Raw genomic sequence first — 17494 nt, forward strand, 5'->3', positions numbered from 1 at the left:
TTGACTACTAGTACTCTCATTAAATTCACAATTTATTTTTTATTTATTTCTATTTATAGGAAGAAGTTAATTATTTACTTTTAGGAGGTCTAAAATGTTCTATCTTAAACGTAGGTTGCTCAAGTTTAGCTGTTTTATTGTGTTTTTAGTGATAAGTCAGCAAGCTATTTCCACTGAAAATATCCAACCAAAATTTGAAGCTGGGGCGGTTGCCTCTCCAGATTACTATGGTGCCATAGCTGCTAAAGAGATTTTATCCAAAGAGGGTAATGTTGTGGATGCTGCTGTAGCTACAGCATTTACATTAGCGGTTACTTATCCTGAGGCGGGTAATATAGGTGGTGGAGGCTTTATGACACTTTGGTACAAGGGTAAACCTTATTTTCTGGATTATCGAGAAGTTGCCCCTGGTAAAGCAGATAAAGATATGTTTCTTGATGGTAAAAAAAATGTAATCGACAATCTGAGTTTATATTCTCATAAAGCGTCAGGTGTTCCCGGTACTGTTGCGGGTATGTGGGCTGTACATCAACGCTTTGGCCGATTAAGTTGGAAAGAAGTCATGGCGCCAGCGATTCGATTTGCTAATGATGGGTTTAGAGTTAATAAACAATTAGTGACTCGTTATCAAGAAATAGAACCAATGGCACCAGCCAATGGTTACTTTAAGCACTATTTTGGTTCTATGAAAGAAGGACAGATGTTTAAACAACCTGAGCTTGGCAAAGTATTAGAACGTATTGCAATGCAAGGTAGTGATGGATTTTATAAAGGAGAAACTGCTAAATTAATTGCTCAGCAAATGGCAAAAAATGATGGGTTAATTACGGAAAGTGATTTAGCCAATTATCAAGCAAAATGGCGAGAGCCTTTAGTAGCGAATTGGCAAGGTATGCAAGTTGTTACTGCACCACCGCCAAGTTCAGGAGGAATAGGTTTAATTCAATTATTATCAATGAAACAAGAATTAATAAATGATTTTAAAGGTGTCGAAGTTAATTCATCAAAGTATGTTCATTTAATGGCAGAGATAGAAAAACGTGTTTTTGCCGACCGGGCGGAATATATGGGAGATCCTGATTTTGTAACTGTACCTGTCTCTAAATTAATCAATACTAATTATATGGCTCAAAGAGCTAAACAAGTTAATCCAAAAAGCATTTCCAATACAGAACACGTTAAACCAGGTTTAGATAATGGAGAAAAATTACAAACTACCCATTTTTCTATTGTGGATAAATGGGGCAATGCGGCTTCTAACACTTATACACTTAACGGTTGGTTCGGTTCTGCTGTCGTTGTGCGAGGTACAGGTATTATACTTAATAATGAGATGGATGATTTTAGCAGTAAACCGGGTGTTGCTAACCAGTATGGTGTTGTAGGTAAAAATGCAAATGCAATAGAACCGAACAAACGACCTTTATCTTCGATGTCACCCAGTATCTTCATAAAAAATAATAATGTGGTAATGGTTATTGGTACACCCGGTGGCTCAAGGATTTTTACCTCTATCTTTCAAGTTGTAGCCAATGTTTTTGATAACCACATGACTTTAAAACAAGCTGTACAGGCACCTCGTTATCACCATCAACTATTACCAAGCAATGTTATTTATATCGAGAGTTTTCAAAAAAGTGTTCCAGAACAGCTGAAAATAGATCTTGAGCAGATGGGATATAGCTTTTATCAACAAGATTTCAGTGGAGATATTCAGGTTATAAAAATTACCAATAATAAACCCGATGCGGTGTCAGATATTCGTGGCCGAGGTAAAGCAATAATTGTAAGATGAAACATTTAGAATGAATTGTTTGCAATAACAATTGATTTGTTACTATTCAATAAATTACAACTAACTAATAATAAAAAACCCGTCAATCTGTGAAGTGACCCCCAATAGTTGGACAACCAATTACAGGGGGTCTTTTTATGTCAAAATATAGTCGAGATTTAAAAATTATCATAGCTAATGAATTCTTATCAGGAGAATCATCGGAAATTCTTTCAAAAAAATATGCGATATCTTCTCGTCAGATTCGATATTGGTCCCAAGTGGTTGCGATTCATGGTGATAACGCCTTTCAACCAACACCTCATTTACGTCATGCGGAAGCAAGATTACAAGCACTAAAATTAATGTGGACAAATGATTGGTCTCTCGGGCACACTAGTGCTATGCTTAATTTAAGTTCCCCCGGGCTTCTATTTGTTTGGCTTGATAGATATTATAAAAAGGGTTTCCGAGGGCTTGAATATCATTCCAGAGGAAGACCCTGTATGAAGAAACCCCGTATTGAACCCACTCACAGTGATGATGAAAAAACAATTGAAGCATTAAAAGAGGAAATTGCTTATTTACGAGCAGAAAATGCTGTTCTAAAAAAGTTGGAAGAGCTGAAGCAAGCAAAACGTCAACAAACAAAGAAAAAACGTTAGTTGTTTTAGCTCTTAAATATCAGTATTCCTTAAGACATTTGCTATCAGCAACAAAACTGGCAAAAAGTGTTTTTTATTATCATGTTAATAGATTGAAAACCCCGTCTGCTTATGAAAATGAGTTAAAACGTATAGAATCGATTTACCATGAACATAAAGGGCGCTATGGTTATCGGCGAATTCATTTAGCGTTGATAAATGAAGGAATTAAGCTCAATCATAAAACGGTACAACGATTAATGGGTCAGCTTAATCTCAAATCGACAGTAAGACCTAAAAAATATCGTTCTTATCGTGGAGAGACAGGTAAAACAGCAGCTAATTATCTTAAAAGAGATTTTGAATCATCAAAACCGAATGAAAAATGGGTAACGGATGTCACAGAATTTAAGGTAAATGAACAGAAAATTTACCTATCTCCCATTATCGATTTATATAATCAAGAAGTAATCGCTTATAAAGTGGCTAAAAATGCACGTTTAACGTTGGTGACAGATATGCTTCAAAAAGGGATATCACGATTAAAACAGTATGAAAAACCGTTACTACATAGTGACCAAGGCTGGCAATATAGAAATTGCCATTATCAGAAGCTACTAGCTAATAATGGCATCAAACAAAGTATGTCCAGAAAAGGAAATTGTTTAGATAATGCGGTAGCTGAAAACTTTTTTGGTCTATTAAAATCAGAAATGTATCATGGACAATGCTTTCAAGATGCAGATGAATTGATTGAAAAAATAGAAGAATATATAGAATACTACAATACCAAACGGATTAAAGCCAAATTAAAAGGCCTGACTCCGGTTGAATATCGAAATCAGGCCTTACAAGCCACTTAATAAAAGTGTCCAACTTTATGGGGTCACTTCATCTGACGGGCTTTTTTATTGAATGATAATTATTCAGGAATAATTTCAATAATAAGTTTAGCAAAAGCTTCACTGTGTACTTGGAAGAACACTTCGTGTTCACCAGCTGTACGTAACACACCATTTGGTAAACGAACTTCGCTTTTTGATACTTGAACACCACGAGCTTTAACTGCATCAGCGATATCACGAGTACCAATAGAACCAAATAAACGACCTTCGTCACCAGCTTTAGAAGTAATAGTTACTTTTTCAAGTGCATTAATTTCGTTTACACGTTGTTCAGCGGCTTTTAATGTCTCAGCAAGTTTTGCTTCTAAATCAGCACGACGCGCTTCAAAGAACTCAATGTTCTTTTTAGTAGCTGGCACTGCTTTACCTTGTGGAATTAAAAAGTTACGTGCGTAACCCGCTTTAACATTAACTTGATCACCTAAGCTGCCTAAATTAGCAACTTTATCGAGTAGAATAATTTGCATTATATGTCCCCTCTGTTGCTAATTACTGATGGTTGTCAGTATATGGTAATAATGCCAAATAACGAGCGCGTTTGATAGCGCGAGCTAGTTGACGTTGATATTTTGCGCTAGTACCAGTAATACGGCTTGGTACGATTTTACCACTTTCTGTGATATAGCTTTTTAATAAAGAAACATCTTTATAATCAATTTCTTTAACGCCTTCTGCTGTAAAACGGCAGAATTTGCGACGACGGAAATAACGTGCCATTTGGCTATTCTCCTAATAGTTTAACTTGGTCAGCATGTAAAACAAGTTGGCTTGTTTGATTACGTTTTGTGTGGGTACTTATAAAACCGCTCACTAAAACTTTGCTGCCTTTTTTTATGTAACTTAACTCTTGCTGTCCACTGACAATTACGGGCATTATGCACCACGCTTGTCTGGTAAGTTCTGCTTCAATTTGTTCAGAAATATGTTCTAAATAAAACTGACAATGCAAGATCCCACTTGGACTCATTTTTCGTATCGGTGTTTTTTTTACAATACCCGATAGCAATAAACGATTATTCGTCAGAATCATCGTCCATGTTTATTTCGCTAAAATCTTCTTCAGAGTTACGACGCTCATCTTTAGCTTTTAACATAGGTGAAGGTTCAGTTACAGAATTTTTGGTACGCATAATTAAACTGCGAATTACTGCATCATTAAAACGGAAGTTATCTTCAAGCTCATTAACAGCTTCTTGAGTTGCTTCAACGTTCATTAACACATAATGTGCTTTGTGCAGCTTTTCGATAGGATAAGCTAATTGACGACGACCCCAATCTTCTAAACGATGGATTTTACCGCCATCAGTGGTTAACGTACCTGTATAACGTTCAATCATACCCGGTACTTGTTCACTTTGATCTGGGTGAACCATAAATACTATTTCGTAATGACGCATTATCGCTCCCTACGGATTAATCAGCTTTCTGTCGGGGCAACCGCAACCCATTGAAAGCAAGGAACATGAAAATAAGCGGTTGAAATCGACGTGGCATTATATATCAACTTATTTTAATTGACAAATGAATATATTGAGTTTTTTCTATGTCAATCCTGACTTTATGTTTAGAAGTCTAATTCATGCTAAAATAACAATGAAATGATATAGACTCCCGAATAATTTTTACAAAAATATCATTTTTATATTTAAAAATTGTTTTTGTTAATCATTCTTGACAATAATATTGTTATTTTCTGGCTAAAGGTAATTATTTTAAGAGAGTAGTGAATGGATTAGTGTTATTATTTTATTATATTCAAATAAATGACTGAACGCTAAAATGTAACGATATCTATACATTATTAATAACAAAATATGCTATGCTTGGACTAATATAAATTTTCATTTTTAGGCATAGAATAAAAGGAGAAATATGATGGCTCAGGAAACGATTTTTAGTAAAATTATTCGGAAAGAAATTCCCTCTGATATTGTTTTTCAAGATGATAAAGTGACTGCTTTTCGTGATATATCGCCTCAAGCTCCGACACATATCTTAATTATTCCAAATAAACTTATTCCAACTGTTAATGACGTTCAAGAAGAAGATGAAATTGTACTTGGGCATATGATGATTGTTGCTGCAAAAATTGCTAAGCAAGAAGGCATTGATAAAAGTGGTTATCGTTTAATTGTTAATTGTAATGAAGATGCTGGTCAAGAAGTCTTTCATATTCATATGCATTTATTAGGTGGAAAAAAACTAGGTCGATTAATAGGTTAATATATGAAACAGATAAAACGCATAGTTGTTACTTCGGCAATAGCCTTTATTTTAACGGGTTGTCATCTTTTCGATAGTAAGGACATAACCGTTGCGCCTCCTGTTATTATAAATCCCACTGATGGAGATGTGATTGAAACCCCACCGTTAATTACTAAGAAAACGGATTGGGATGCAATTTTGTCACCATTTACAAATAAATTGATAAATGATTCATCTTCTTTGAATGATGAAAACAAAATCTTGTTAATTAGTGATATTCAAAATCGCAGTGGTGATTATTTGGTAAACAACCAAATTGATGAAGTGTTACATCAATTAATGAACAAACAAAATAAATTCACTGTCGCTAGTAGACAATCTATCAATCAAGCTAAACAAGCATTAGGTATTTCACCTGATGATAAATTGGTTTCAAGAGGTAAAATGATTGGATTAGCCAAATCAATGAATGCTGGTTATGTACTTTTTACCACCATTAACAAAGTACCAACCGAAAAAAATGATGCTAATCTTTCTATGGAATTAATTTCAACCCAAACAGGTGAAATCTTAAATCGAGTAACATCTAAAGATTTTTCTAAACAAAGTACCAATGATAATCAACAAAGTGAGGCTAGTCAGTAATGGGTCCATTGTTGATTGATTTTGAAGGTATATCCCTAACCGATGATGATAAGAAACTACTGCAAAATCCATTGGTTGCAGGTGTAATTTTATTTAGCCGTAATTATCAAGAACCAAAACAATTGAACGAATTGATAAAACAGATCCGTGCAGCAACAAATGAGCGATTATTAATTTCAGTCGATCATGAAGGAGGGCGCGTTCAACGCTTTAAACAGGGGTTTACCCTCATTCCTCCAGCACAAGCTTTTGCTGAACTTAACGATCTTGAACATGCTAAATCATTGGCATTTGATGCGGGCTGGGTGTTAGCTATGGAGCTGATTGCTTTTGATATCGATCTTAGTTACACACCAGTTTTAGATTTAGGTCATAACTGTTTAGCTATTGGAACAAGATCATTTCATCATGATGCTGACATTGCCTACCAAATCGCCTCATCGATGATTGATGGTATGCATGCAGCAGGAATGAAAACCACAGGTAAACATTTTCCAGGACATGGTCATGTTATTGCTGATTCACATAAAGAAACGCCTATTGATGATCGTGAAAAATCAGTGATTGAGCAAGATATGCAAATTTTCGCGAAACTTATCGCAGATAATAAACTTGATGCAATTATGCCAGCACATGTGATTTATCCTGCATTTGATGATAAACCAGCTAGTGGATCGTCATACTGGCTCAAAACAGTGCTTCGGCAACAGTTACATTTTAAAGGTGTGACTTTTTCTGATGATTTATCAATGGAAGGTGCATCAGTAATGGGAAATCATGCACAGCGAGCACAGGTTGCATTAGCTGCAGGTTGTGATCTGCTCTTGGCTTGTAATAATCGGCAAGGTTCATTAGCGATTTTAGAACAGTTGATGGTTTTGGATAAAAATCAGTCTTTGAAAACAAATAAAGCAAAACTTTTATTATCCAAAACTAAAATAACCTTTGATGAATTAGCTAAAAGCCTTGAGTGGCGATATCGTCGTGATAAATTAACCAAACTAAATGAAAAATGGGCAGATTATGCAAGCAGCAATCATTGAAATCAACAATAATCAACAATTAGTTAGCTATAATCAACAAGCTGGTGAATTGATTTCGTCTAATTTGTTAATTTTGAATCAAACTTTTAATTATCATAAAGTGTTTTCTCTTGATAATTCTGTAAATTTAGATACACAAGATGATACGATTATTGTTTTAAATTCGCAGTATTTTTTATTGCAAAAAATTAATGAATCATTCAAAATCACTTTCGTTTTACAACCGGTTGAATATCTGAAAAAACGATTATCAAAAATTAATGTCGTTGGCAATCATGCGTTCGATATTTTTGCCGACCAAAGTCAAACAATGCAAAAATTGATTGCTCAGGCTAAAGCATTTTCGATGCAACGAGAGCCACTATTGATTACAGGCGAAACAGGAACTGGTAAAGATTTGCTGGCTAGCGCATGTCATCAATATAGCCCGAGAGGTAATCAAACTTTTTTAGGTTTAAATTGCGCAGCTATGCCTGATGACGTGGTTGAAAGTGAACTTTATGGTCATGCATTAGGCGCCTATCCTGGTGCATTAGAAAGTAAAAAAGGCTTTTTTGAGCAAGCGAATGGTGGTTCTGTATTACTTGATGGCATTGATGAAATGTCATTTCAAATGCAAACCAAATTATTACGTTTTATAAATGACGGATATTTTCGAAGAGTAGGTGATGATAACGAAGTTTATGTCGACGTTAGAATTATCTGTGCGACTAAAGTTGATTTAGCTGAATTGGTGGAACAAGGAAAGTTTAGGAAAGATCTTTATTATCGCTTGAATGTGTTGTCTTTAAATTTACCTTCACTTCAAGAACGTCAGGATGACATTGCACCACTTACGCATATTTTTATTGATGAATTTGCCCATAAGCAAGGCATTAAACCGCCAACAGTAAATCAGGATGTTATTCCTTATTTAACTCATTACACTTGGCCGGGTAATGTAAGACAGCTTAAAAATGTACTTTATTCCGCATTAGCTCAGTTGACTTCATCACAATTGACTGTAAAAGATATTGTTCTACCAGCGATAGCTTCGGCTCAAGTTTCTTGGATCAATAATATTGAGAACAAAACACTTGATGAAATGACCAAACAATTCGAAAAAGAAGTCTTAAAAAGCTTGTATATTGAATATCCAAGCTCTAGAAAACTTGCAAAAAGATTAGGGGTATCCCATACCTCAATTGCTAATAAGCTTAGGGATTATGGAATAGGTAGATAAGTATAACTAATTTATCTAAGTTGAGATTGAAAATAGAATTTTATCTATCAAAGTAATATATTTATAAGCTACATTTGAAGTTTTATCAAGTTTTTATTAATAGCTTTTACTAATGTGATTGCTGAAACAAAAATGCTTGCAGCTTTGTTAAATGGTGATAAAGAGGCGAAAAAACTTGCCGTAGAAGTTTCATTAAAAAAACATTATTCTATTATAGAGCTCATTTCTATAGTGATTATATATTTGATTGTAAAAAAATCCAAAATTACTAAATATGATATTCCAGAAGCTTATCCGATGGTTGAAAATACATAAATAATAAAAAGAGCCATTTTAAGTTCCCATGATAATGGTGTTTCTTTTATTGTACCTTATCATCTGAATACTTTACCTGATTACTTTAAAGAGGACATTAATCATGCTAAATTCAAATTGAAAAAATAATAAGGAGTATCATTTAAATTTATATTTCAAAGCCTTGATGAGGTAATGAGCAATAACTAATTCGGTATCTACTAATACATATTATTTTGAATTGTTATTGTTTTATTTTTCATATTCAGAATAAATTAGCTTTTAATTTAAAAAGCTAATTTATTAATAAAATAATAGGCTTAAACGTTTATGCTAAAAGTATTAATATGTACTAATCATATGGCAAGCATTGGTGGTTCAGAAATAGTTGCATTGGAAGTAGCAGAATGCTTCAAGAAGAATAATTATTTAGTTGATATTGTGGCGAATTATATTGATTCTCCAGTAATTGAGATCGCTAAAAATTCGGATATCAATTTATTCAATACTGATGAATTACCAAACCCATTCAATTATGATATTGTTTGGTCTCAACATCAGGTACTGCCTATTCTTATTAATCATTATATAGATTGTTTTAATAATAAAACTTTCTTTGTATTTGTACACCTATCTCCTTATGAGCATTTAGAGACTTTTGGATTATATACAGAAAGATTATTAGCTAATAAAATTTTTTTTAATAGTCAAGAAACTTATAATCAGTTAAGTAATTTTGGTGTTCCTATTCATATTAGTGAAGTTTTTTATAATGCTGCTCCATCAGAGTTTATTTGTGAAAAAGATTCTAAAAATGAACAATTAAAAAATATACTTTTAGTCAGTAATCATCCTCCACAAGAAGTGTTAGATGCGCTAGATATTTTAAAAAATGAACATGGATTAAACATAATTAATATAGGTGTTAAAGGGCATGTAGGTCGATTAACACCGAAAATGATTGAGGATGCCGATGCTGTAATAACAATAGGAAAAACAGTGCAATATGCCATTGTTAGTGATACTCCGGTTTACTGTTATGACCATTTTGGTGGGATAGGGTGGCTTTTGATTGACAATTATAAAAATTCAGAACAGTTTAATTATTCTGGAAGATGTTGTTTAAGACGAATATCTGCTAGTGAAATTGTTGACGAAATAATAACTTATTTTCCAAAAGCTAAACGTGATGTCTCAAAAATTAAGAGTGAAATTTTAACAAAATACAATTTAGATAACTATATTATAAATATAATCAATATTGCTAAAGAAAGTATTTCAGAAAAAACTTTAAATTTAGAGGATCGCCAGAAGATAGGATCGGAGTCCGAAATCGTAAAATCTATTAAGCAATATTATAACGCATATAATGGATTAGTATCAGAGCATAAACAACTAACTATTGATAACAATGAATTAATTATTAAAAATTCTAAGTTAAATTCTGAAAATAGTCAGATATTAGCAAGAATTGAGGAGCAAAAATTAAAACACCAAGAACTTTTAACAAAATTTCAAGAGATATCATACAATAATGAAGAATTAATAGAGCAAAAAGAATCTATCTCAAGCAAACTGGGACAATTAATAGAGCAAAAGGAATCTATCTCAAACAAACTGGAACAATTAATTGAAGAATATAATAATCAATTATTGGAAAATCAGCTTAATTTGGATAATTACAACCAATTACTCGATTCATACAATGAGTTAGAAACTCAATATCAGAAATATAAAAATACATTTTTTAACAGATTAACCAGAAGAATTAAAAGGCTATATAACAAAAATGTTGATTAATATTAGTATATAAAAACCAATCTTTTATATGTTATTGAGTGATAAAACATAATAGAAAGATTGGTTTATATTAATTATCATTAAAAAATTAAAAATGATATTAATTTGAAGCTTCATTCCATAGTTTATCTATATTTAAATTTAGGATTAAATCCGAGATGCCTCTTGGGTTATGCATTAACAATGGATCTAATTTTACAACCCAATTATGGTCTTTGCTTCTCTCTCCTTGCGCTCCAATATCAAACACTAACGTAGGTATTTTTAAGGCTAACGCGATTGATAATGTATAAGAGAAAGTTTCTTCCCATATACTCGGTAACAATATCAAATCAGGCGAAATTTTTCTAAGTTGGTTAATACATTCTTCATCATTTTGATATTTACCAGTAACTTTAACATTATTGGTTTGCATCACATGTTGATCAGTAGGATTACTATAACCAACTAAAAAATAGGATAATTTCAAATCTCGATTTTTGGCATCGACGGCTAATGCAGCTAATACTTGTGAGCCTTTTTCGATACTTAATGCACCTATTGATGCAATTTTTATTTTATCTTTATCCTTATTTCTCTTTGCTGGAGCGATATTTTTGAAAACATTTTCATGTGGAATGACATCAATATTTATTTCTGGAAAATCATATAATATAATGTCACGAGTTCGATAAGTTGGCGCTTCAATCTTAGAACATTTATTAAAAAATAGGTTGTAAGCTTTATGCTTTTCAATAGCGTCTGAAATATTTACTTCATAATCAGCAGGTAACGATTTCCAGTTGTTCCAAATATTCCTTTGAGCTAAAGTTGGTAGTCCTTTGTAAATATATTCAGGACTCAGCAGTTTGTAATCATACGACATACAAGCATAATCATGAATGATAAATTTATAATTCCAATCTGATGAAGCAAAATAATACAATAGTTTTTCATGATGATGCCAATCAAGACCCGCAAAACTATTAATGTGTATTAAATCTGGTTGGATTGTTTTAAAAAATAAGTCTAAAAATCCAAAATCGCAACTCAAAGATAAATTCTGCAAATTAGGTAATTCTATATGATAGTTTTCGGGAACTTCAATTGAATAATATTTTTTGTCATGAACTTTTAAGAGAATACAATCAATATTCTGATTTTTATATTTTTTTACTATTTGTCTAAGATAGGTATTAATACCGCCATCCCATGCATGAGAAACAATCACAACAGTTTTTCGATTTTCGAGTTTCAATTTTAATCTGGCGATATCTAAATTACGTCTAAGGATTAAAGCCGGATCAACATGTAAAAAGTGATGTACCATGTTTAAATAGTTTGGATGCTTCAGTTTTAGGGCATTTTCCCCTTTTTTCATATTTTCAGCTTTAATGGCAGAAAAGGATACTGAACCAACATGAAAGACAAAGACATCTCCAATGATGATATTCTTGAAACCGGCATGAAGTACCCTCATACAAAAATCATTTTCTTCACCATATCCAACTTTGAAAGCGTTATCATCTAACATACCTATTTTATCGATAACTTCTCTTCTCATATAAAAACAAAAACCTACCCCGGTTGGTGCTTCTATATATGACCCTTTATTTATTTTGGCTGCTAATTGATCCAATTCAGCAGGAGTGATCTCTAGAACCTTATTATTATCTTGACATGTGAATGGATAACTACAGATCGTTGCATTATTAGACATTGGTGTAATTGTGGCTATCGATTTATCATTATCAGCATAATCAATCATTCTTTCAAACCAGCCTTCAAACACAAAAGCATCAGAATTTAATAATATTACATCAAGATTATGCGATAAATTGCTTATGGCAAAATTAATCGTTTTAACGAAACCAAGATTTTTTTTGTTTAAATGATAATCAAATAGGCCTTTTTGAGAAAGCTCATCAAGTTTCAGATTTAATTCCTTATCAGGTCCTGCATCATTAATAACTAACAAACTATACTCATCAGTTGTTCTACTTTTTAATGCATGATATATAGAACATAAAGATTCATCCAAACCTTTATAAATAGGTAATATAACGACACAACGAGTTCTTGAAGAATATTTGGCCGGTTGCAACTCATTCCATAAATGCTCTTCAGGAGTTAAAGGTGTAAACCATAATTTTTTTTGTACATCGGATATTATTTCGGAATTATTGTACAAATTATTATCGGGATTTAATACATTACTTTTTACAGGCAGCTTTTTTGATAGAATATTTAAACCAAGAAAACTTATTTTTTTATAGCCATTATCGCGTTTTATCACGAAGACATTTTTAAAAAAAAATTGCTCATTTGAGTTAAGTTTTCTTTTATAAATAGTAACTCCCAAACATTTAAGCTTCACTGATGATTGTGTCGTAATTCTTTTTAGCATTATTTCCACACCATTTTATGATTTCGATTATAAAAAAATTATAACCTTATTTTTACTTGAATTAAACATATAAAATTAATTCATTTATAATATTAATTCGTTTATATTTATGTTAAAGCGTGATAAAATGCTTTTTTAGTATATATAATTATTTAAACTAATCATTTTATCCGGATCTAAATTATGAAAATAATAGTAACTGGAGGTGCTGGTTTTATTGGTTCTGCTGTTGTTCGCTATATTATTGAGCAAACCGATGATGAAGTATTAGTCATAGATAAATTAACTTATGCTGGGAATTTGGAGTCTTTAGATAAAGTATCTAAAAGTAATCGATTTCATTTTAAACAAATTGATATTTGTGATAGAAACTCTTTATCTAAAGCAATTAATGAATTTCAGCCAAATATCATTATGCATTTAGCTGCTGAAAGTCACGTTGACCGATCTATTGATAATCCATCAACATTTATAGAAACTAATGTAATTGGAACTTTTTCGCTTTTAGAAGAGTCATTAATATATTGGAAAAAATTAGATTCAGATAAACAAAAATGCTTTCGTTTTCATCATATTTCTACCGATGAAGTATATGGTGATTTACATGGTACAGACGATCTTTTTACTGAAAAGACGCCTTATTCACCAAGTAGTCCATATTCAGCCTCTAAAGCATCAAGTGATCATTTGGTTCGTGCTTGGCATAGAACATTTAATTTACCTACAGTTATTACCAATTGTTCAAATAATTATGGACCTTATCACTTCCCAGAAAAATTAATTCCATTAATGATTTTGAATGCATTAGAAGGAAAACCTTTACCTGTTTATGGTAATGGTCAACAAATTAGGGATTGGTTGTATGTTGAGGATCATGCTAGGGCACTTTATCTAGTTGCAACCAAAGTAAAAAATGGTGAAACCTATAACATAGGTGGACATAATGAGCAGAAAAATATTGATGTTGTTAATATTATCTGCGATTTACTTGAAGAATTGGTGCCAACTAAGCCTAATAATATTAAAAATTATAAAGATCTTATCATTAATGTTGCTGATAGACCTGGTCATGACCAAAGGTATGCGATTGATGCTTCAAAAATATATAATGATTTAGGTTGGAAACCACAAGAAACGTTTGAAAGCGGTATGCGTAAAACCGTTGAATGGTATTTACATAATCGTACCTGGTGTGACCATATAAAAGATGGTTCTTACGCCAGATCTAGGCATGGTATTTTAAACTAATAGGTTAGGTTAATTCATGAAAGGAATAGTACTTGCAGGTGGTTCGGGAACTCGGCTATATCCTATAACTAGAGGTATTTCAAAACAATTACTTCCTATATATGATAAGCCAATGATTTATTATCCAATATCTGTTCTTATGATAGCTGGCATTACTGATATATTAATCATTTCAACTCCAGATGATTTACCGATGTTCAAGCGACTATTAGGTGATGGTTCCCGATTTGGAATTAAGCTCAGCTATGCCGAGCAACCCAAACCAGAAGGCTTAGCCCAAGCTTTTTTAATTGGTGAAGAATTTATTAAAGGTCAAAGATGCAGTTTGATCTTAGGTGATAACTTATTTTTTGGTGAAAGTTTTGGAAAAAAATTACAAAAAGTAGTGGAACAAACAGAAGGTGCGACTATTTTTGGTTATCAAGTCGTTGATCCAGAACGTTTTGGTGTTGTTGATTTTGATGAAAATTTTAAAGTTTTATCAATCGAAGAAAAACCTATAAAACCAAAATCGAATTGGGCTGTTACAGGACTTTATTTTTATGATGAAAATGTTGTTGAAATGGCTAAACAAATTAAACCTTCCCATAGAGGGGAATTGGAAATAACAACACTTAATCAAATGTATTTAGAAGCAGGATTATTGAATGTTGAAATACTTGGCAGAGGATTTTCTTGGCTTGATACAGGAACCCATGATAGTTTAATTGAAGCTTCATCTTTTGTTCAGATCATTGAAAAACGTCAAGGATTAAAAATAGCGTGTCTTGAAGAAATTGCCTATCGTAATGGTTGGTTAACTTTAGAGCAAGTAAAACAAGAAGCAGCGAGTTTAGATAAAACATTATATGGACAATATTTATCTCAATTAATTGAGGAGTAGGTAAGTAAATGCAAGTAATCGAAACAGAAATTCCTGATGTAAAAATTATTAATCCTAAAGTTTTCGGCGATCAACGTGGTTTTTTTTTAGAAACCTATGAACAAAAACGTTATCAAGAAATGTTAAATATCAATTTAACTTTTGTTCAAGATAACCATTCTAGGTCACAAAAAAATGTTTTAAGAGGTTTACATTTTCAAAAAGAAAATCCACAAGGGAAACTCGTTAGAGTTGTCAGGGGGGAAGTATTTGATGTGGCTGTAGATATTCGAAAAGATTCATCCACTTATGGTAAATGGGTAGGTGTTGTTCTTTCTGAAGACAATAAAAATCAACTGTGGATCCCTCCTGGTCTTGCTCATGGATTCTTAGTTTTGTCTGATATAGCTGATTTTGAATATAAATGCACTAATTATTATGATCCTTGTTCTGAAGGATGTTTACTTTGGAATGACTCAACAGTAAATATTAATTGGCCTGTATCAACACCAATATTATCTGACAAAGACAGATTAGGTAAAACATTACAGGAGCTATAATAAATTATATGAAAGTATTATTAACTGGAGCTAATGGCCAACTAGGTAATTGTTTTGTGGATATTTTCCCATCAAAATGGGAACTGATTAAGACCGACACTGAACAACTTGATATTACTAATGAGTATGCGGTAGATAGTTTTATTGCAAAATATAAACCTGATGCCGTTATTAATGCTGCTGCATATACTGCGGTTGATAAAGCTGAGGACGAGCCTCAACAGGCTTACAATGTCAATGTTATAGGACCTAAAAATTTAGCCATTTCATCAAAAAAATATAATGCGAAATTTTTTCATGTTTCGACTGATTATGTCTTTGATGGATCTAACAATATTCCTTATACGGAAGAAGATACTACTAACCCGATTAATATCTACGGCAAAACAAAACGTGATGGTGAATTAGCAGTTTTAGATAATGATCCATCTTCTATTATCATCAGAACTTCTTGGGTATTTAGCCCATATGGTAATAATTTTGTTAAAACAATGTTGAGATTAGCTACTGAAAAACAACAATTATCCATAATTGATGATCAACTTGGTAATCCAACTTATGCAGGCGATCTGGCCCAAGTAATTCTTTATTTGCTTGATAAAAAAATAGATGGAGGTATTTATCATTTTTGTGGCGATAGTTCAACCTCTTGGTTTTTGTTTGCCAAAAGAATTTTTGAAATTGCCTTAACCCTAAAAGTGATAACTCAATCTCCAGAAATTATTCCAGTCAAAACTCAAGCATTTCCTACAAAAGCTAAAAGACCAAAATATTCAGTAATGAATGTTGAAAAATTAAGGAAGTATGGTTTATTAGCTTCAGATTGGAATAAAGGTTTGATTCACAGTATTTCTAAAATTAAATTTGATAATTAATTTAAATAATCTAACATATTATGACTATTTATTTTGCAGAATGGAATGCTGATTATGAAAAGTATATGATCAACGCCCTTAAGCATGAATATGATATTATACTTTTTAATAAACTGATGAAGCATTTTAGAGATATCAATTTTTCTTTAGAAAGAAAAAACTTTCCCCGACAATGGTTTATCAAACTAAATAAATTAATAAAGTTAAGAAAATTAAAGCCTGATGATATTTTATTATGCAGTGGTTTTGCTATATCAGGATTTATAGATTTAGTTAAAGATATGAATTGCCATCGAGTGCTAGTTTTAAGAGATACTATTGCTGTATTAAACAATAGTATGAAAAACAAAAAAAAATGGCTACGTCAGAATGAAGATTTTATTACCAAAATTACTCCTCACTTTAATAAAATATACAGTTTTGATTTTGAAGATTGTAAAAAATATCACTTTACTTATTTGAATCAGTTTTTACCTTTTAGTTTCTCTGAAATGAAAAAGATCCGAGAAAGACCATCTGATAATAACACTGTAAAAAAATGTTTTTTTATTGGTGAATATTGGGATAATCGAGTTGCAGTGATTAATAAACTCGCCCCTATTTTGCAAATTAATAACGTTATAACTGATTTTAATTTGATCAATTATGAAGTGCTAAAAAAAACTAGTATAACTTTCCAACAATCAGAATATTACAATTTAGGACAAAAAATTAGCTATTTTGATAATATAGAAAAAGTAAAACAAAGTGATATTATTTTAGAAATAGTACAAACAGGGCAAACAGGGGTAACCTTAAGATCCATTGAAGCGATATTATTTAATAAAAAATTAATCACTACAAATAAATCGATAAAAGAATATGATTTTTATAATCCTGATCAGATTTTTATTCTTGAAGATCAGAATTATGGAGACATCATAAAATTTTTACACACAAGGTTTATACCTGTTCCTTTAGATATTTTGTATCAATACAGCTCTGATGCAATGTTAACGACCATAAAAAATGATTTAATAAAATATTCTTGA

The 17494-nt window shown here is 31.9% G+C and carries 19 protein-coding genes; 14 read left to right on the plus strand and 5 right to left on the minus strand.

The features are described 5' to 3' along the window. The first annotated feature begins 94 nt into the window (after positions 1–94). The 3 genes from ggt to GAPWK_RS03830 all read left to right on the plus strand — a co-directional run bounded on the left by ggt (position 95) and on the right by GAPWK_RS03830 (position 3281). Positions 95–1795: a gamma-glutamyltransferase gene (ggt, locus tag GAPWK_RS03820; RefSeq protein WP_025314961.1), complete on the plus strand. Its 1701-nt coding sequence runs from the start codon at positions 95–97 to the stop codon at positions 1793–1795. 137 nt (positions 1796–1932) lie between these two features. After that, a complete protein-coding gene (locus GAPWK_RS03825) occupies positions 1933–2439 on the plus strand; it encodes a DUF5320 domain-containing protein (RefSeq protein ID WP_025314962.1) in 507 nt (168 codons plus the stop codon). Then, positions 2337–3281: an IS3 family transposase gene (locus tag GAPWK_RS03830; RefSeq protein ID WP_148296396.1), complete on the plus strand. Its 945-nt coding sequence runs from the start codon at positions 2337–2339 to the stop codon at positions 3279–3281. The genes GAPWK_RS03825 and GAPWK_RS03830 overlap by 103 nt, the downstream gene beginning before the upstream one ends. A 59-nt stretch (positions 3282–3340) precedes the next feature. Here the strand turns inward: GAPWK_RS03830 and rplI are convergent, their stop codons facing one another. The 4 genes from rplI to rpsF are packed head-to-tail and all read right to left on the minus strand — an operon-like array spanning position 3341 to position 4720. After that, positions 3341–3790 carry a 50S ribosomal protein L9 gene (rplI, locus tag GAPWK_RS03835; RefSeq protein ID WP_025314964.1) on the minus strand — a complete coding sequence of 150 codons (450 nt, stop codon included), beginning with the start codon at positions 3788–3790 and terminating at the stop codon, positions 3341–3343. 22 nt (positions 3791–3812) lie between these two features. Next, the gene (gene rpsR / locus GAPWK_RS03840) at positions 3813–4040 is read right to left on the minus strand and encodes a 30S ribosomal protein S18 (RefSeq protein WP_025314965.1); all 228 of its coding nucleotides are present in this window, start codon (positions 4038–4040) and stop codon (positions 3813–3815) included. A gap of 4 nt (positions 4041–4044) precedes the next feature. Next, complete coding sequence (priB, locus tag GAPWK_RS03845) at positions 4045–4347, minus strand: primosomal replication protein N (RefSeq protein WP_038517850.1); 303 nt, start codon at positions 4345–4347, stop codon at positions 4045–4047. Next, on the minus strand, positions 4337–4720 hold the full coding sequence (rpsF, locus tag GAPWK_RS03850; protein WP_025314967.1) for a 30S ribosomal protein S6: 384 nt from the start codon (positions 4718–4720) through the stop codon (positions 4337–4339). The genes priB and rpsF overlap by 11 nt, the downstream gene beginning before the upstream one ends. A gap of 478 nt (positions 4721–5198) precedes the next feature. Between rpsF and GAPWK_RS03855 the strand changes: the two genes are divergently transcribed. The 6 genes from GAPWK_RS03855 (at position 5199) to GAPWK_RS03880 (ending at position 10532) form a co-directional block, all read left to right on the plus strand. Then, positions 5199–5546, plus strand: a complete 348-nt coding sequence (locus tag GAPWK_RS03855; RefSeq protein ID WP_025314968.1) for an HIT domain-containing protein — start codon at positions 5199–5201, stop codon at positions 5544–5546. Between the two features lie 3 nt (positions 5547–5549). Next, a complete protein-coding gene (locus GAPWK_RS03860; RefSeq protein WP_025314969.1) occupies positions 5550–6173 on the plus strand; it encodes a penicillin-binding protein activator LpoB in 624 nt (207 codons plus the stop codon). After that, positions 6173–7216, plus strand: coding sequence for a beta-N-acetylhexosaminidase (nagZ, locus tag GAPWK_RS03865; protein ID WP_025314970.1), 1044 nt, complete (start codon positions 6173–6175; stop codon positions 7214–7216). The genes GAPWK_RS03860 and nagZ overlap by 1 nt, the downstream gene beginning before the upstream one ends. Next, on the plus strand, positions 7179–8438 hold the full coding sequence (locus tag GAPWK_RS03870; protein ID WP_025314971.1) for a sigma 54-interacting transcriptional regulator: 1260 nt from the start codon (positions 7179–7181) through the stop codon (positions 8436–8438). Before nagZ ends, GAPWK_RS03870 begins: the two co-directional genes overlap by 38 nt. A gap of 114 nt (positions 8439–8552) precedes the next feature. Then, positions 8553–8753 carry a hypothetical protein gene (locus GAPWK_RS03875; protein ID WP_025314972.1) on the plus strand — a complete coding sequence of 67 codons (201 nt, stop codon included), beginning with the start codon at positions 8553–8555 and terminating at the stop codon, positions 8751–8753. Between the two features lie 339 nt (positions 8754–9092). Further along, on the plus strand, positions 9093–10532 hold the full coding sequence (locus tag GAPWK_RS03880) for a hypothetical protein (protein WP_238551143.1): 1440 nt from the start codon (positions 9093–9095) through the stop codon (positions 10530–10532). A gap of 100 nt (positions 10533–10632) precedes the next feature. On the opposite strand, the gene GAPWK_RS03885 is transcribed toward GAPWK_RS03880, so the two are convergent. Continuing rightward, positions 10633–12918 (minus strand): glycosyltransferase, encoded by a 2286-nt coding sequence (locus GAPWK_RS03885; RefSeq protein ID WP_025314974.1) that lies wholly within the window; start codon positions 12916–12918, stop codon positions 10633–10635. Positions 12919–13101: 183 nt separating this feature from the next. Here GAPWK_RS03885 and rfbB point away from each other — a divergent pair, with 183 nt between their 5' ends. From rfbB to GAPWK_RS03910, 5 genes are read left to right on the plus strand one after another with little or no spacing between them, the layout of a single operon-like run. Further along, entirely contained in the window at positions 13102–14166 is a 1065-nt protein-coding gene (gene rfbB, locus GAPWK_RS03890; RefSeq protein ID WP_038517150.1) for a dTDP-glucose 4,6-dehydratase, read from the plus strand. A 16-nt stretch (positions 14167–14182) separates the two neighbouring features. Then, complete coding sequence (gene rfbA, locus GAPWK_RS03895) at positions 14183–15049, plus strand: glucose-1-phosphate thymidylyltransferase RfbA (RefSeq protein ID WP_025314976.1); 867 nt, start codon at positions 14183–14185, stop codon at positions 15047–15049. A gap of 8 nt (positions 15050–15057) precedes the next feature. Beyond that, positions 15058–15588, plus strand: coding sequence for a dTDP-4-dehydrorhamnose 3,5-epimerase (gene rfbC, locus GAPWK_RS03900; RefSeq protein ID WP_025314977.1), 531 nt, complete (start codon positions 15058–15060; stop codon positions 15586–15588). An 8-nt stretch (positions 15589–15596) separates the two neighbouring features. Then, on the plus strand, positions 15597–16463 hold the full coding sequence (gene rfbD, locus GAPWK_RS03905) for a dTDP-4-dehydrorhamnose reductase (protein ID WP_025314978.1): 867 nt from the start codon (positions 15597–15599) through the stop codon (positions 16461–16463). Between the two features lie 20 nt (positions 16464–16483). After that, positions 16484–17494: a hypothetical protein gene (locus GAPWK_RS03910; protein ID WP_025314979.1), complete on the plus strand. Its 1011-nt coding sequence runs from the start codon at positions 16484–16486 to the stop codon at positions 17492–17494.

It is taken from the genome of Gilliamella apicola (genome assembly GCF_000599985.1).
Lineage (GTDB): Bacteria > Pseudomonadota > Gammaproteobacteria > Enterobacterales > Orbaceae > Gilliamella > Gilliamella apicola.

Excerpts from the sequence above, each read along its gene's own strand:
- rfbB (WP_038517150.1), top strand. The coding sequence starts at position 13,102 with ATGAAAATAATAGTAACTGGAGGTGCTGGTTTTATTGGTTCTGCTGTT.
- rfbA (WP_025314976.1), top strand. The coding sequence starts at position 14,183 with ATGAAAGGAATAGTACTTGCAGGTGGTTCGGGAACTCGGCTATATCCT.
- GAPWK_RS03860 (WP_025314969.1), top strand. The coding sequence starts at position 5,550 with ATGAAACAGATAAAACGCATAGTTGTTACTTCGGCAATAGCCTTTATT.
- ggt (WP_025314961.1), top strand. The coding sequence starts at position 95 with ATGTTCTATCTTAAACGTAGGTTGCTCAAGTTTAGCTGTTTTATTGTG.
- GAPWK_RS03880 (WP_238551143.1), top strand. The coding sequence starts at position 9,093 with ATGGCAAGCATTGGTGGTTCAGAAATAGTTGCATTGGAAGTAGCAGAA.
- rpsR (WP_025314965.1), bottom strand. The coding sequence starts at position 4,040 with ATGGCACGTTATTTCCGTCGTCGCAAATTCTGCCGTTTTACAGCAGAA.
- GAPWK_RS03825 (WP_025314962.1), top strand. The coding sequence starts at position 1,933 with ATGTCAAAATATAGTCGAGATTTAAAAATTATCATAGCTAATGAATTC.
- rpsF (WP_025314967.1), bottom strand. The coding sequence starts at position 4,720 with ATGCGTCATTACGAAATAGTATTTATGGTTCACCCAGATCAAAGTGAA.
- GAPWK_RS03870 (WP_025314971.1), top strand. The coding sequence starts at position 7,179 with ATGAAAAATGGGCAGATTATGCAAGCAGCAATCATTGAAATCAACAAT.
- GAPWK_RS03885 (WP_025314974.1), bottom strand. The coding sequence starts at position 12,918 with ATGCTAAAAAGAATTACGACACAATCATCAGTGAAGCTTAAATGTTTG.
- rplI (WP_025314964.1), bottom strand. The coding sequence starts at position 3,790 with ATGCAAATTATTCTACTCGATAAAGTTGCTAATTTAGGCAGCTTAGGT.
- GAPWK_RS03910 (WP_025314979.1), top strand. The coding sequence starts at position 16,484 with ATGACTATTTATTTTGCAGAATGGAATGCTGATTATGAAAAGTATATG.
- rfbD (WP_025314978.1), top strand. The coding sequence starts at position 15,597 with ATGAAAGTATTATTAACTGGAGCTAATGGCCAACTAGGTAATTGTTTT.
- GAPWK_RS03855 (WP_025314968.1), top strand. The coding sequence starts at position 5,199 with ATGGCTCAGGAAACGATTTTTAGTAAAATTATTCGGAAAGAAATTCCC.
- nagZ (WP_025314970.1), top strand. The coding sequence starts at position 6,173 with ATGGGTCCATTGTTGATTGATTTTGAAGGTATATCCCTAACCGATGAT.
- rfbC (WP_025314977.1), top strand. The coding sequence starts at position 15,058 with ATGCAAGTAATCGAAACAGAAATTCCTGATGTAAAAATTATTAATCCT.